The sequence below is a fragment of the Methylobacterium mesophilicum genome (genome assembly GCF_022179445.1).
Classification (GTDB): domain Bacteria; phylum Pseudomonadota; class Alphaproteobacteria; order Rhizobiales; family Beijerinckiaceae; genus Methylobacterium; species Methylobacterium mesophilicum.
On sequence record NZ_BPQU01000015.1, the window covers coordinates 1 to 13,729 of the forward strand.

Below are 13,729 nucleotides of genomic sequence, written 5' to 3' on the forward strand. Positions count from 1 at the left end.
CGATCGTGCCGATGTTGCAGTGCGGCTTGGTGCGAGCGAACTTTTCCTTGCCCATGATTCCCATTCCTGCGGCGGGGACCACGCTGTTCCCCGGATCCTGGACGGCCGCCCCGAACGCGGAAGCGGGGCGAAAAACGCGGTCCGCTTAGAGGGTCGGCCGCTTGCGATCAAGGTCCGGCGCGCACGAGGCCCCCGGGGCGACGGCGTCTGTCAAGCGCCGAACCGCCGGATTGGACAGCGTGAATATTGATGGCCACCACTTCCGGTGGACACTTTCGAGACACAGTGTGGCTTAGAGGGCATAGCGGACCCGACGCGGCCGAGCTTAAGTGGGGACAACCACTGGTCACCCGGGTTCCGCGAACATGATGAAGAAGCTCCTCCTCGCCAGCGCTGCCACCGTCCTGGTCTCGACGGCCGCCGTCGCCGCCGACCTGCCGCGCCGCGCCGCGCCGCCGCCGATCTTCACCCCGGTGCCGGTCTTCACCTGGACGGGCTTCTACGCGGGTCTCGAGTCGGCCTACACCTTCACCGACAACCAGCGCATCACCACCGTCGGCGTCCTGCCGGTCAACGGCGCCAACGTGCAGGCCGGGCGCCGCCCGCTCCTGACCTCGACCTCGCAGGACGGCTTCGCCAACATCGGTGGCACCGCCGGCTACAACTACCAGTTCACGCCGGGCTCCGGCATCGTCGTCGGTATCGCCAACAGCATCGACTGGACCGACATCACCAAGAACCGGGTGGTTGTCGGCGCGCCGAACGCCGGCGGCACGGTCCCCAACATCAGCCAGTTCCGCCAGAGCCTCGACTGGCTCGGCACCCTCACGGGCCGCGTCGGCTACGCGTTCGACCGGGTCATGGTCTACGGCATGGGCGGCCTCGCCTACGGCAACGTGTTCCACGACGCGAACTTCTACCGGCCCGATGGCGCCCTGCAGTTCGCCGGCCGCTACGACGACTTCAAGACCGGCTTCGCCTACGGCGGCGGCATCGAGTTCGCCATTCCGACCGACAGCTTCCTGAACACCTTCGCGGTCGGCAAGTATCTCGGCATCAAGTATGACGCCGTGACCATCAAGGCCGAGTACCTGCACTACGACCTCGGCAGCCAGAGCGTTCTGGTCGGCGCCGTCCCCGGCGTGGGCACCGGCTCGTACATCTCGCGCTTCCGGACCGAGGGCAGCATCGTCCGCGCCGGCTTCAACTATAAGTTCGGCGGCTTCTAGGACTTCGCCACAGACATCGGTCCGGGAGCGATCCTCCCGGGCCATCCTTCGAGGGCGCGTGCCGGGACCGGTGCGCGCCCTTCGTCGTTGTCTTGGTCGGTCGCGTGCCGCGCGCGCCGGAGCCGTGCCCGACCACGTTGGGTCGGCCACGGCTCTAAGCTCGTGTTTTGACGCGCTCTCTTGCGACGAACGAAAGCGCTCTAGCGGGCGCGCAGATGCGCGATCAGCCGGGCCGCCGCCTCTTGCGGCGCGCCCGTGTTGAGGATGGTCAAGTCGGCCGAGACCCGGGCCTCGCGGGCCAGGCGCGCGGCGACGTCCCCGTCCTCCGGCCGGCCCCGGGCCGCGATCCGGCGTGCCAGGATCTCGGGGGGCGCCGTGACCTCGACCACGCTCACCGGCAGGCCGCTGCCCCGGGCCTCCTCGACGATCCGGCGGGAGACGTTGCAGACCACCACGCGATCGCCGCGCGCGCATTCGGCGGCCTGCGTCGGGATCGCATAGCCCAGGCCGTGCGCCCGCCAGTGCAGGGTGAACGCGCCGGCCGCGCAGCCGCGCGCGAAGGCGACCTCGTCGATCTCGTCGTTGTCCTCGTCGCCCGACGGCGGCCGGGTCACCAGGCGGCGCGGGAAGACGTAGCGCGGGTCGCCCGCGAGTTCCGCCCGGGCCAGCCGGATCAGCGTATCCTTGCCGGCCCCGCTCGGGCCGACCACCAGGACCAGGCAGCCCGCCATCAGGCGACCCGTCGGCCGGTGCGCCAGACCTCGCGGACCACCGGAACCCCTTCGGCGCGCTGGACCCGCACGAGGTCGGCCCGCAGGCCGGGCGTCAGGGCGCCGCGGTCGGTCAGGCCGGTGGCGCGGGCGGGGTTGGCCGTGACGGTGGCCAGCGCCTGCGGCAGCGAGATCCCGGGCGCCTGCTCGGGCAGCAGGAACGCGGCCATCAGCAGGCTCGCGGGCACGTAATCCGACGACAGGATGTCGAGGTGGCCGGCCTCGGCCAGCGCCAGGGCGGCGACGTTGCCGGAATGCGAGCCGCCGCGGATCAGGTTCGGCGCGCCCATCATCACGGTGATCCCCCGCCCGTGCGCGGCCTCGGCCGCCTCCAGGGTGGTCGGGAACTCGGCGAGCGCCACCCCCTCCCCGGCCGCCAGCTCGACGTCGGCCAGGGTCGTGTCGTCGTGGCTCGCCAGGGGGATGCCCATGTCTTTCGCGAACTGGACCAGGGCCGGGCGGTTGCGCCCGTTGAGGGCCTTGCCGTCCCGGATCTTGCGCTCGGTGTTGAGCCGGATCTCCTCCAGGCTCCGGCCGCCCCGCGTGGCGTAGGTGTAGTACTTCTCCATGTCGCGGAACTGGCGCTGGCCCGGGGTGTGGTCCATCAGCGAGATCAGGCCGATCGTGTACTGCGCTTTGAACTCGGCCACCGTGTCGAGGACGTCCGCCGAGGGCAGCTCGCAGCGCAGATGCGTGAAGTGCTCGGCCCGGAACAGGTTGCCGGCCCGCGCGGTCTCGATCGCCGCGGCCAGCTGCTTCAGCTCGGAGCCGAGGCCGCTGCCGTCGGGGTCGCTGCCGGCGCGGAGCGAATCGAACACCGTGGTGATGCCCGAGGCGGTGATCTGCGCGTCGTAGGCCAGCACCGCGCCGAGGGGATGCCAGCGGACCTTGGGCCGGGGGGCGAAGTGGCTCTCGAGATGGTCGGTGTGCAGCTCGATCAGCCCGGGGATCAGGTGGTCGCCGCCGAGGTCGAGGCCGCGCTCGGGCGCCCGCCCGGTGCCGATCTCCGCGATCAGGCCGTCGGCCACGGCGAGCCAGCCGTGCTCGACACGGTCCGGCAGGACCAGGCGCGCGTTCTCGAGGATCATGTCGCTCATCGGGTCTCCTCAGGCCGCCCGGGCTTGCGCGAAGCGGGTCACGTCGACGATTCGCGTCGCCACGGCATCACGCATCTCGCCGTCGTGGAAGATGCCGAGCACGCCGGCCCCCGCCGCCAGCTTCTCGCGGACGAGTTCGGCGACCACGGCGCGGTTGCTGGCGTCCAGCGATGCGGTGGGCTCGTCGAGCAGCAACAGCGGCCGGTCGGCGATCAGCCCCCGGGCGATGTTCACGCGCTGCTGCTCGCCGCCGGAGAAGGTCGCGGGCGGCAGGCTCCAGAGCCGGTCGGGCAGGTTCAGCCGGGCGAGCAGGGTCTTGGCCCGGGCGCGGGCCTCGTCCTCGGACAATCCGCCCTCGCGGCCGGCGGCCTCGACCACGTCGAGGGCCGAGACCCGCGGGATCACCCGCAGGAACTGCGACACGTACGCGATGACCCGGGCGCGCAGCGACAGGATGGTGCGCGGGTCGGCCCGGACCACGTCGATCGCGGCGCCGCCGTCGCGGACCAGGATCGTGCCGGCATCGCAGCGGTAGTTGCCGTAGGCCATCTTCAGGAGCGAGGACTTGCCGGCGCCCGAGGGGCCGCCGAGCACCACGCACTCCCCTGGCGCCACCGCGAGGCTCACGCCGCCCACAACCGGGAGCACCACGCCGCCGCGCAGGTGCAGGGTGAAGCTCTTGGCGACGTCCTGGAAGGTCAGAAGCGCGGTCATGCGGCGAGCACCGAGGAGACGAGGAGCTGGGTGTAGGCGTGCTCGGGGTCGTCGAGCACCCGGTCGGTCAGCCCGGTCTCGATCACCCGGCCGGCCCGCATCACGGCGATCCGGTGCGAGAGCAGGCGCGCCACCGCGAGGTCGTGGGTGACGATGATCACCGCGAGACCGAGTTCGGCCGAAAGCCGCCGGATCAGGTCGAGGAGCCGGGCCTGGACCGAGACGTCGAGCCCCGAGGTCGGCTCGTCCATCAGCACCAGCCGGGGGCCGGTGACGAGGTTGCGGGCGATCTGCAGGCGCTGGCGCATGCCCCCGGAGAACTGGCTCGGCGGGTCGTCCACGCGGGCCGCCTCGATCTCGACCCGGCCGAGCCAGTCGAGCGCCTGGCCGCGGATCCGGCCGTAATGGCGCTCGCCCATGCCCATCAGCCGCTCGCCGACGTTGCCGCCGGCCGAGACCGCCATGCGCAGGCCCTGGCGGGCGTCCTGCCGGACGAAGCCCCAGTCGGTGCGCATCAGCCGGCGCAGCTCGGCGGGCCCGAGGTCGGCGAGAGTGCGGCTCTGCCCGTCGCGCATCCGGTAGCGGACGCAGCCGGAATCCGGCGCCAGCTCGCCCGCCAGCAGGGACAGGAGCGTGGACTTGCCGGAGCCGGATTCGCCCACGATGGCGAGCACCTCGCCCTCGGTGACGTCGAGATCGACCCCCGCGCAGGCGAGCCGCGCCCCGTAGGCCTTGGTCAGGCCGTGGGCGGACAGGAGCGGCGTGCTCATCGGGCGGCCTCCGCGACGCGGGTCTCGCAGAAGTCGGTGTCCGAGCAGACGTACATCCGGCCTCCGGAATCGTCGGTGACCACCTCGTCGAGGTAGTGGCCGCGGGCGCCGCACAGCGCGCAGGGCTCGGTGAATTCCTGGATCCGGAACGGGTGGTCCTCGAAGTCGAGGCTGCGCACCGCGGTGTAGGGCGGCACCGCGTAGATGCGCCGCTCGCGCCCGGCCCCGAACAGCTGGAGCGCCGGGCAGTCGTCCATCTTGGGGTTGTCGAATTTCGGCGTCGGCGACGGGTCCATCACGTAGCGGCCGGCCACCTCCACCGGGTAGGCGTAGGTGGTGGCGATGTGGCCGTGGCGGCTGATGTCCTCGTAGAGCTTGACGTGCATGGACCCGTACTCGGCGAGCGCGTGGAGCTGGCGCGTCTCGGTCTCGCGCGGTTCGAGGAAGCGGAGCGGCTCGGGGATTGGCACCTGGTAGACCAAGGTCTGCCCCTCGGAGAGCGGCGTCTCCGGGATGCGGTGGCGGGTCTGGATGATCGTCGCCTCGGTGGTCCGGGTGGTTGTGGCGACCCCGGAGGTGCGGGCGAAGAAGCGGCGGATCGAGACGGCGTTGGTGGTGTCGTCGGCGCCCTGATCGATCACCTTGAGCACGTCGGCCCGCCCCAGGATCGCGGCCGTGACCTGCACGCCGCCGGTGCCCCAGCCGTAGGGCATCGGCATCTCGCGCGAGGCGAACGGCACCTGGTAGCCCGGCACCGCGATGGCCTTGAGGATGGCCCGGCGGATCATCCGCTTCGTGCCCTCATCGAGATAGGCGAAATTGTAGCCGGCTTCGGAAGCCTCCGACGCACCGGGCCCCCTCTCCCGTTCGGGAGAGGGTTGGGGTGAGGGATCAGGTCTTTCCGGATACGGCGCATCCCTCACCCTGTCCCTCTCCCGCACGGGAGAGGGGACCTGCGCCACTTCCGGAGCGCCGCCTTCAAGCGGAAGCATCCCTATCGCGCTCATTCGGCCGCCTCCTGCATGCTGTCTGAGCCTCGAAAAAACTCGGCGCGCAGGCGCCGGACCAGCTCCAGCTCCGCCTGGAAATCGACGTAGTGGGGCAGCTTCAGGTGCTCGACGAAGCCGGTCGCCTGCAGGCTGTCGCAATGGGCGAGCACGAATTCCTGGTCCTGGGCGGGGCTCGCCACCGGCTCCCCGAGTTCCTCCGCCCGCAGCGCCCGGTCGACCAGGGACATCGCCATCGCCTTGCGCTCGCTCTGGCCGAAGCTGAGCCCGTAGCCGCGGGTGAATTGCGGGGGCGTCGTACCCGAGCCCTTGAACTGGGTGACCATCTGGCACTCGGTGAGCCGGATCCGGCCGAGCGGCACCGGGAAGCCCAGTTCCTCCGGCACGTACTCCACGGCGACGTCGCCGACCCGGATCTCGCCCACGAACGGGTGGGTGCGGCCGTAGCCCCGCTGGGTCGAGTAGCCGAGGCCGAGCACGAAGCCCTCGTCCGCCCGGGCCAGGGCCTGGAGGCGCAGGGCCCGGTCGGCGGGGTAATCCACCGGCTCCCGGGTGAGGTCGCCCACGGGGGCGCCGTCATCCGGGGGCGAAGGCTCGATCAGGCCGTCCTGGGCCAGCATATCGGTGACCCGCGGGCAGATCCCGGCATCGTCGCGCGGCTCGGCCTCGGCGGCGGGCGCGACCGCACCCTCGGCGGCCAGCGCGAAGTCGATCAGCCGGTGCGTGTAGTCGAAGGTCGGCCCCAGAACCTGGCCGCCGGGCAAGTCCTTGAAAGTCGCCGAGACCCGGCGGGCCACCGCCATGGCGCCGGTATCGACGGGTTTGGAGGCGCCGAAGCGCGGCAAGGTCGTCCGGTAGGCGCGGACCAAAAAGACCGCCTCGACCACGTCGCCGCGGGCCTGCTTGAGGGCCAGCGCCGCGAGGTCGGGATCGTAGAGCGAGCCCTCGGCCATCACCCGATCGACCAGGAGCGCCATCTGCTCGCGGATCTGCGACACGGAGAGTTCCGGCACGGCCGGGTCGCCGCGGCGGGCCTCGGCGAGCAGCCGGTGGGCGTTGTCGATGGCGGCTTCGCCGCCCTTCACGGCCACGTACATCGGTCAGCTCTCCGTGACGGCGGTGGAGCGCGGCAGGCCCGCGACGAGGCCGGGCGCGGTGAGGATCAGGTCGATTCCGAGCGGGAAGCCCGCGTGGTTCGCGGCGCACTGGTCCACGAACCCGTCCGGCACGGGCGCGAGGGCGATGCGGGTCGCGCCCCTGATGCCGGGCCCGGTGAGGTGGAGCCCCACCCCGGCCGCGATCCGGTCGAGGGCGAGCACCAGGGTGGTCGAGGTGTCGGGATAGGCCGGGGTGCCTTGGGCGAACCGGGCGAGCGGCGGGCAGCGGGCCGGATCGCGGATCAGCGCGAAGGCCGCCCGGGCCGGGTCGTCCGTCAGCGGCGCGCCGGTGTGGAAGCGCAGGTAGGCGGCGACCTCGGGCGCGGCCGCGAGGCCGGCATCGAGCCAGACCGGCGTGTCCGCATCGGTCAGCGCCAGCGCGACCGCGGCGAGTTCCGGGGTCAGCGGGGCGGGCGGCGCGAGCCGTGTGTCGAGCCGCCGGGGCAGGCCGGGGCGGGCGAGCGCATCCATCACCGCGCGGAAGGTGCCCTGCGCGTCGTGGACGGGGTCGGCGAAGCCGGGTGCGAGCATGCTCAATCCTCCCCGCGGACCAGCGTCAAGAAATCGACCCGGGTGGCGGCGCTGCGCCGGGCCGCCTGTCGGCCCGCGGCCTCGGCCCGCTGCGCGGCGGGTCGCAGGGCGGCCTCGACCCCGGCGCGCCGGGCCGGATCCTGCCAGAGCGCGTCGAGCGTGGCGGCCAGCCGCGCCTTCGTCCGGTCGCGGCCGAGATGATAGGCGAAGCCGGTGGCGCCATCCGGGAGCCGGATCGCCGCCCGGGTCACGCTCACCTCACCGAGGTTGAACGGGCGCCCGTCGCCGCCGATCCGGCCCGTCGCCATGACGAGGCCGGTCTCCGGGGGGCGCAGGTCCTCGGAGGCCGGGGCTTCGAGGGACCGCAAGGCGGCGTCGAGGTCCTCCCGGCTGGCCTCGGTGCAGAGCGCCATGACGGCCTGCCGGGCCGCGATATCGTCCGGTCCCGATTGATGCGGGCGCGTCGCCATCGCGAATCCCTCTGTCGAGCTGTTGTCTAGTCGTGTAGACAACTAGCGTGCCGGGCGCAAATGAAGTTTGGATGACGGTATGGATGCACAGGAGCAGGCGCCCGGCCTCATCCGGGGCGAGGGGCTGACGGCGTGGCGGCAGATCGCCGACGCGCTGACCGCCGACATCGCGGCCGGGCGTTACGCGCCGGGCCAGCAGATGCCGACCGAGACGGCGCTGGCCGCGCGCTTCGCCGTCAACCGCCACACGGTGCGGCGGGCGCTCGCCGCCCTGGCGGAGGGGGGCCTCGTGCGCGCCAGCCAGGGGCGCGGCACCTTCGTGGAGGAGGCGCCGCTCGCCTATCCGATCGGCCCGCGCACCCGCTTCTCGGAGATCGTCACCGGGGCGGGGCGCGAGGCCTGGGGCGACCTGCTCGCCGCCGCCACCGTCCCGGCCGGCCCGAAGCAGGCGGCGGCCCTGGCGATCGCGCCGGGGGCGCCGATCCTGGAACTGCTGACGATCCACCGGGCGGACGATGCCCCGATCTCAACCGCCCAGACCTGGCTGCCCCTGCCGCGCTTCTCCGATTTCGCCGCAGCCTATGCCGAGCGCGGCTCGATCACCCGGGCGTTCGCGGCCTGCGGGGTCCACGACTACACCCGGCTCTCGACGCGGATCCGCGCCCGCCCGGCCGACGCCCAGGAGGCCGAGCGCCTCGATATCGCCCCCGGGCGGGTCGTCATGGTGGTGTCGAGCGTCAACATCGACACCGCTGGCGCGCCGATCCAGGCGAACCGCACCCTGTTCGCCGCCGACCGGGTCGAGCTGGTGATCGGCGGCTAGAGCGCACGCCGCCGGGTTGGAGCCGGTCAGCGGGCCGCCGGCCCGATGATCGCCCGGCGCAGGCGGGTCGAGACCCAGTCGATCGCCGCCACGGTGGCGAGGATCATCAGCACGAGGAAGGCGACCTGCTTCAGCTCCAGTACGCGGATCAGCTCGGTGAGGTACTGGCCGATGCCGCCCGCCCCGACGATGCCGATGATCGTCGCCGAGCGGGTGTTCGATTCGAAGAAGTACAGCACCTGGCTCGCCAGGACCGGCAGCACCCCCGGGATCAACCCGAAGCGGATGCGGTGGAGGGTCGAGCCCCCCGAGGCGACGACACCCTCGCCGGGCCGCCGGTCGCAGGTCTCGATCGCCTCGGAGAACAGCTTGCCGAACGCCCCGAAATCCGAGCACGCGATGGCGAGCATGCCCGCGAAGGGGCCGAGGCCGACGACGTTGATCCAGATCAGCGCCCAGATCAGCACGTCGACCGAGCGCATCACGTCGAGGCCCCGGCGCACGGCGAAATGCGCGAACGGGTTGGGCACGACGTTGCGGGCGGCCAGCAATGCCACCGGGAAGGCCAGGATCGCCGCCGTCAGGGTGCCCAGGAAGGCGATGCCCAGGGTCTCGCCCAGCGCGTGCACGAAGGTGCCGAAATGCCCCTCCGGCGAGGGGGGCAGCATCAGCACCGCGAAGGTGCCGAGACGGCCGAGCCCATACAGGATCCGGGCGGGCGACATCTCGAACTGCCAGGCGCCGAAGCCGGCAAGCCCGGCCAGGCCCGCGAGGACCGCCAGCCGGCGCAGGCGCGCGGCCCGATCGGTCCGGAACTGGGCGGGATAGCGGGCGCGCAGGCGCGCGAGATCGGCCCGGGCCGCCGCCCGCAGGGTTTCGGTTCCGGCGCGGCTCATCGGGCCTCCTCCGGGCCGGTCAGCCGGTGCCGGACCCGCTCGGTGGCGAGGTCGATGCCGACGACGGTCAGGATGATCAGCCCCAGGATCGCGCTGACATCCGCGTAGTAGAAGTTGCGGATCGCGGCCAGGAACTCCTGCCCGATGCCGCCGGCGCCGACGAAGCCCAGCACCGCCGCCCCGCGCACGTTGATCTCGAAGCGCAGCAGCGCGTAGGAGACGAAGTTCGACAGCACCTGCGGCAGCACCGCGAAGCGCACGGTCTCGAGCCAGCTGGCGCCCGAGGCCGACAGGCCCTCGACCGGCCGCATGTCGATATTCTCGACCACCTCTGAGAACAGCTTGCCCAGCGCCCCCGTGGTGTGGATCGCCAGGGCCAGCACGCCGACCATCGGGCCGAGGCCGAAGGCGATCACGAACAAAAGCGCGAACACCACGTCGGGAATCGTGCGGCACACCTCCAGGACGCGCTTGGCGAGGAAGCGAACCGTGGCCGACCGCACCAGGTTGGCGGCCGCGACGAAGCTGAGGGCGAAGCCCGCGACCGCCCCGAGCAGGGTTCCGAGATACGCCATCAGCAGCGTCTCGCCGAGCAGGGCGAGCCAGCCGGGCAGGCCCCAGTACCAGGCGCGCACGTCCTCCAGCGGGTGATCGAGGCCGATCGGCGGCCAGATCTGCTCGATATAGGCGGTGAACTTGCCGATGTTCTCGACGAAGACCAGCGGCCGGACTTCGGCGGCGAGGCCCGCCAGGAGCGCCAGCACCGCCAGGACGGCGAAGCTCGCGAGGGTGCGGCGGCGGGCGGAGCCGCTCGCCGCCGCGTACAGGCCGGAGAGGGCGGCTGCCCGCTCCGGCGGCAGGGGTGTCAGGCCGCGCAAGGCCGGCGCCTCCTCAGGACCGCGATCAGGACTTCTTGCGCTGCTCGTCGTTGAACTTCAGCATGTCGATGACCGGCTGGTAATCCTTGAGCGTCACCGGGGTGAGGCTGAGATCCTTGCCGTCGGACAGCTTGTCGAACGCCGCCTTGTCGGCCTTCGGCAGGTCGAGGAAGGCCTGGCGGATCTTGGCCTTCAGGTCGTCCGGCAGGCTCGCCAGCACGGCGTAGGGGCCCTCCGGCAGGAAGTCGGACTTGAACACCACCCGGAAGTCGGACTGCTTCATCGGCGTGCCGTCCGGGTTCTTCAGGACGCCCTTGGCGACCATGCGGGTCACCATCGTGTCGGTCTCGGAATTCCACAGGTTGGCGGCGGCCTCGACGGTGCCCTGGGTCAGGGCCAGGACGGCGTTCTCGTGGCTGCCGGCAAAGACCGCCTTGCCGAAATGCCTGTCCACGTCGAAGCCGGCCCGCTTCAGGAAGAAGCGCGGCGCCTGGTTGCCGGAGGTGGAGTTCGGGTCGACCAGGGCGAGGTTCTTGCCCTTCAAATCCGCCACCGTCTTGTACGGGCTGGAAGCCAGCACGTAGAGCACCGAGTAATAGCCCGAGGCGCCGGTCTCGTGCTGCGGGTTGACCAGCGGCTCGATCTTCACCCCGGTCATCACGGCCCGGCCGAACGAAGCGGCCCCGTAGAACGCGATCTGGATGTTGCCGGCGCGCTGGCCCTCGATCACCGCGGCGTAGTCGCTGGCGACCCGCAGCTTGACCGGCACACCGATCGTCTTCGTCAGGTAGTCGGCCAGGGGCGCGTAGCGGTCGTTGGTGCCGCTGGCATTCTCCATCGGGATGACCGCGAGGGTCAGCTCGGGATACTTGGCCTTCCACTCCTGGGCGGCGGCCGGCAGGCTGAAGAGGGCGAGCGACGCCGCGGCGGCGGCGAGGGTGCGTCGGGTGATCATCGGGTGGTCCTCGGGTCTGTTCAAGCGCGGGATCGTCCGGCCGCGCGCTCGGCGCGCCCGGTCGGGCGTTTCCATCCGTCGTTGTTGGGTGCCTCGAGCCCGGTGCGCCGGCGACCGGCGCCCGGTTCAGGCGCCGATGGCGGCCTCGCGGATGGGCTGGGCCGGGACGAGGCCGGGCAGCCCCGGCAGGGCCGCCCGCTGCTCGGCCTCGCGCTCCGGGGAATCGTCCAGCACCTCGCCCGCCTCCAGGCCGTAGAGCCGGCGCGCCACGTCCTCGGTGAGGTCGAACGGGCCGCCCTCGAACACCACCCGGCCGGCGGCGAGCCCGACGAGGCGGTCGCAATAGGCCCGGGCGAGGTCGAGGGAGTGCAGGTTGCACAGGACCGTGATGCCGTAGCGCCGGTTCACGGCCGCCAGCGCGTCCATCACCAGCCGGGTGTTGCGCGGGTCCAGGGACGCCACGGGCTCGTCGGCGAGCAGGATCTCGGGCTCCTGCACCAGCGCCCGGGCGATGGCGACGCGCTGCTGCTGGCCGCCCGACAGGCCGTCGGCCCGCTGGCCGGCGAACTCGCCCATGTCGAAGCTCTCCAGGGCGGCGAGCGCCATGGCCTTGTCCTCGTCCGACCACAGCCGGAGCAGGGAGCGGTGGGTCGGCACATGGCTGAGCCGGCCCATCAGCACGTTGGTCATCACGTCGAGACGGCCGACGAGGTTGAACTGCTGGAAGATCATGGCGCAGCGGGTGCGCCATTCCCGGAGCGGCCGACCGCTCAGGCCGGTGATGTCGCGACCGTCATGGAGGATGCGCCCGGAACTCGGGTCCGCGAGGCGGTTGATCAGGCGCAGGAGCGTTGATTTGCCAGCTCCAGACCGGCCGATGACGCCGACGAAACTGCCGCGCTCGATCCGCAGCGAGACTCCGTCCACGGCCAGGCGGCCGCCGTACTGACGCGTGAGATCCTCGACGACGAGCATAAACTTCCATCCGCTGCGGGGTGGAGGCAGCTAAACGCCTCTTCCACGACGGTTGAATGACGAATACGAAATGATTTCTTTAGTCGGCGCACCAAAATCCGCGACGCCCGACCCGGTTTCTCCCTAGGTCCCCGACCAACTCGTATACCGCTCCACAAACTCTTCGATCGGCAGCGCGCGGACATCCGGCAGCGCCCTGCGCAGGCGCTCGTGGTCCCAATCCCACCAAGCGAGGCGCTCCAGCCGCTCGGCGACCGGCTCGGGGAAGCGGCGGCGCACCGGCCGGGCCGGGTTGCCGACGACGATCGTGTAGGCCGGGACGTCCCGCGTGACGATCGCGCCCGCCCCGACCACCGCGCCGGTGCCGATGCTGCGGCCGGGCAGCACCACCACCCCGTGGCCGATCCAGACGTCGTGCCCGATGGTCACCGGGCTGGCCCGGCGGCGCGCGAAGAACGCGTCCTCGTCCGCCTCCTCGGGCCAGTAGGCCTGGGCCCGGTAGGTGAAATGCGCCTGGCTCGCGCGCTCCATCGGGTGGTTGCCCGGGTTGATCCGCACCGCGGCGGCGATCGAGCAGAACTTGCCGATGGTGGTGTAGATGACCTCGCCGTCCTGGCCGATGTAGGAATAATCGTCGAGCACGGTCTCGGTCAGGCGCGTGCGGGCGCCGATCTCGGTGTAGCGGCCGAGATGGCACTCGACGATCCGGGCGCTCGGGTCGACGGCCGGCTGGAGGCCGAGATGCCGCTCAGCCATGCGCGTCTCCGAACGGCAGGCGCGCCAGCAGCCGGAACGGCTCGGCCCCGTCCTGCACGAGCACATTCAGGGCGTCGATCACCGCGGGCTCCGGGCCGGTGGCCGCGTAGGCGTCGGTCAGGCGGCGCTGCCAGGCGGCGCGGTCGGGATCCGGCAGCGCATCGGTCAGCGTCATGTGGAACCGGAAGGCCTCGAAGACATACGGATAGCCCCAGCGGGCGAGCAGGGTGCGGCCGCGCGGATCGAGGCGCTCCGGGCGGCGCTTGGCGCGCTCGCTCTCGGACAGCGGCGCCCGCCACGGGTCCAGGGCGGCGACGCATTCGGCGGCGAGCAGCCCGAGTTCCGGCGGCGGGGCCGCGGGAACCAGCGCCAGGAACGGTCCGAGCGCCGCGACGGCCAGCGGGCCGAGCGCCACCGGCGGGTGCCCGGCCGCGAGGTCCCGCGCCGCCGCGACGAGGTCGGCCTCCTCGGCCCCCGGGGTGAGGCGCATCGGTGCCTTGAGCGTCGCGTGGAAGCCGTAGACCCGGGCGCCCGCCGTGACGGCGGCGAGGTCGCCGAGCGCCTGCGGATGCGGCACCGGCGCGCCGGCGGCGTTGTCGTAGCCGAGGACGGCGCTGCCGAAGGCGGCCAGGCCCGAGCCGGGCGGGGGGAGCCAGTAGAGGGCGTAACGGCGCGTCATATCGTGACCTCCGGCCTTCCGC

At 72.0% G+C, this 13,729-nt stretch carries 15 protein-coding genes and 1 pseudogene; 2 read left to right on the forward strand and 14 right to left on the reverse strand.

Translation table 11 applies throughout. From position 1 onward, the window contains the following. Positions 1-365 precede the first annotated feature (365 nt). The gene (locus MFF40_RS15815) at positions 366-1,229 is read left to right on the forward strand and encodes an outer membrane protein (RefSeq protein ID WP_238261290.1); all 864 of its coding nucleotides are present in this window, start codon (positions 366-368) and stop codon (positions 1,227-1,229) included. A gap of 200 nt (positions 1,230-1,429) precedes the next feature. Here MFF40_RS15815 and phnN read toward each other — a convergent pair whose 3' ends face one another. The 8 genes and pseudogenes from phnN to phnG form a co-directional block, all read right to left on the reverse strand. Continuing rightward, positions 1,430-1,960 carry a phosphonate metabolism protein/1,5-bisphosphokinase (PRPP-forming) PhnN gene (phnN, locus tag MFF40_RS15820; RefSeq protein ID WP_238261292.1) on the reverse strand — a complete coding sequence of 177 codons (531 nt, stop codon included), beginning with the start codon at positions 1,958-1,960 and terminating at the stop codon, positions 1,430-1,432. Then, positions 1,960-3,096: an alpha-D-ribose 1-methylphosphonate 5-triphosphate diphosphatase gene (locus MFF40_RS15825; RefSeq protein ID WP_238261295.1), complete on the reverse strand. Its 1,137-nt coding sequence runs from the start codon at positions 3,094-3,096 to the stop codon at positions 1,960-1,962. The genes phnN and MFF40_RS15825 overlap by 1 nt, the downstream gene beginning before the upstream one ends. Before the next feature lie 9 nt (positions 3,097-3,105). Further along, a complete protein-coding gene (phnL, locus tag MFF40_RS15830; RefSeq protein WP_147856638.1) occupies positions 3,106-3,810 on the reverse strand; it encodes a phosphonate C-P lyase system protein PhnL in 705 nt (234 codons plus the stop codon). Then, positions 3,807-4,580: a phosphonate C-P lyase system protein PhnK gene (gene phnK / locus MFF40_RS15835; RefSeq protein WP_147897533.1), complete on the reverse strand. Its 774-nt coding sequence runs from the start codon at positions 4,578-4,580 to the stop codon at positions 3,807-3,809. Before phnK ends, phnL begins: the two co-directional genes overlap by 4 nt. Beyond that, a pseudogene (locus MFF40_RS15840) lies at positions 4,577-5,410 on the reverse strand (alpha-D-ribose 1-methylphosphonate 5-phosphate C-P-lyase PhnJ); the annotation flags it as partial. The pseudogene MFF40_RS15840 and the gene phnK, both read right to left, overlap by 4 nt. Positions 5,411-5,583: 173 nt before the next feature. Beyond that, complete coding sequence (locus MFF40_RS15845; RefSeq protein ID WP_147857188.1) at positions 5,584-6,684, reverse strand: carbon-phosphorus lyase complex subunit; 1,101 nt, start codon at positions 6,682-6,684, stop codon at positions 5,584-5,586. A gap of 3 nt (positions 6,685-6,687) precedes the next feature. Continuing rightward, positions 6,688-7,275 (reverse strand): phosphonate C-P lyase system protein PhnH, encoded by a 588-nt coding sequence (phnH, locus tag MFF40_RS15850; protein ID WP_238261299.1) that lies wholly within the window; start codon positions 7,273-7,275, stop codon positions 6,688-6,690. Between the two features lie 2 nt (positions 7,276-7,277). After that, the gene (phnG, locus tag MFF40_RS15855; RefSeq protein ID WP_147897531.1) at positions 7,278-7,745 is read right to left on the reverse strand and encodes a phosphonate C-P lyase system protein PhnG; all 468 of its coding nucleotides are present in this window, start codon (positions 7,743-7,745) and stop codon (positions 7,278-7,280) included. A gap of 79 nt (positions 7,746-7,824) precedes the next feature. Here phnG and phnF point away from each other — a divergent pair, with 79 nt between their 5' ends. Beyond that, positions 7,825-8,568, forward strand: coding sequence for a phosphonate metabolism transcriptional regulator PhnF (phnF, locus tag MFF40_RS15860; protein WP_238261300.1), 744 nt, complete (start codon positions 7,825-7,827; stop codon positions 8,566-8,568). Between the two features lie 26 nt (positions 8,569-8,594). Here the strand turns inward: phnF and phnE (MFF40_RS15865) are convergent, their stop codons facing one another. The 6 genes from phnE (MFF40_RS15865) to MFF40_RS15890 form a co-directional block, all read right to left on the reverse strand. After that, entirely contained in the window at positions 8,595-9,464 is an 870-nt protein-coding gene (gene phnE / locus MFF40_RS15865; protein ID WP_147857430.1) for a phosphonate ABC transporter, permease protein PhnE, read from the reverse strand. Further along, positions 9,461-10,342 (reverse strand): phosphonate ABC transporter, permease protein PhnE, encoded by an 882-nt coding sequence (gene phnE / locus MFF40_RS15870; protein WP_147897528.1) that lies wholly within the window; start codon positions 10,340-10,342, stop codon positions 9,461-9,463. Before phnE (MFF40_RS15870) ends, phnE (MFF40_RS15865) begins: the two co-directional genes overlap by 4 nt. Before the next feature lie 25 nt (positions 10,343-10,367). After that, complete coding sequence (gene phnD, locus MFF40_RS15875) at positions 10,368-11,297, reverse strand: phosphonate ABC transporter substrate-binding protein (RefSeq protein ID WP_147857800.1); 930 nt, start codon at positions 11,295-11,297, stop codon at positions 10,368-10,370. Between the two features lie 126 nt (positions 11,298-11,423). After that, complete coding sequence (phnC, locus tag MFF40_RS15880; protein WP_147897527.1) at positions 11,424-12,272, reverse strand: phosphonate ABC transporter ATP-binding protein; 849 nt, start codon at positions 12,270-12,272, stop codon at positions 11,424-11,426. 123 nt (positions 12,273-12,395) lie between these two features. Further along, positions 12,396-13,028, reverse strand: coding sequence for an LbetaH domain-containing protein (locus MFF40_RS15885; RefSeq protein ID WP_147897526.1), 633 nt, complete (start codon positions 13,026-13,028; stop codon positions 12,396-12,398). After that, complete coding sequence (locus tag MFF40_RS15890) at positions 13,021-13,707, reverse strand: DUF1045 domain-containing protein (protein ID WP_238261301.1); 687 nt, start codon at positions 13,705-13,707, stop codon at positions 13,021-13,023. Before MFF40_RS15890 ends, MFF40_RS15885 begins: the two co-directional genes overlap by 8 nt. Positions 13,708-13,729: the final 22 nt, after the last annotated feature.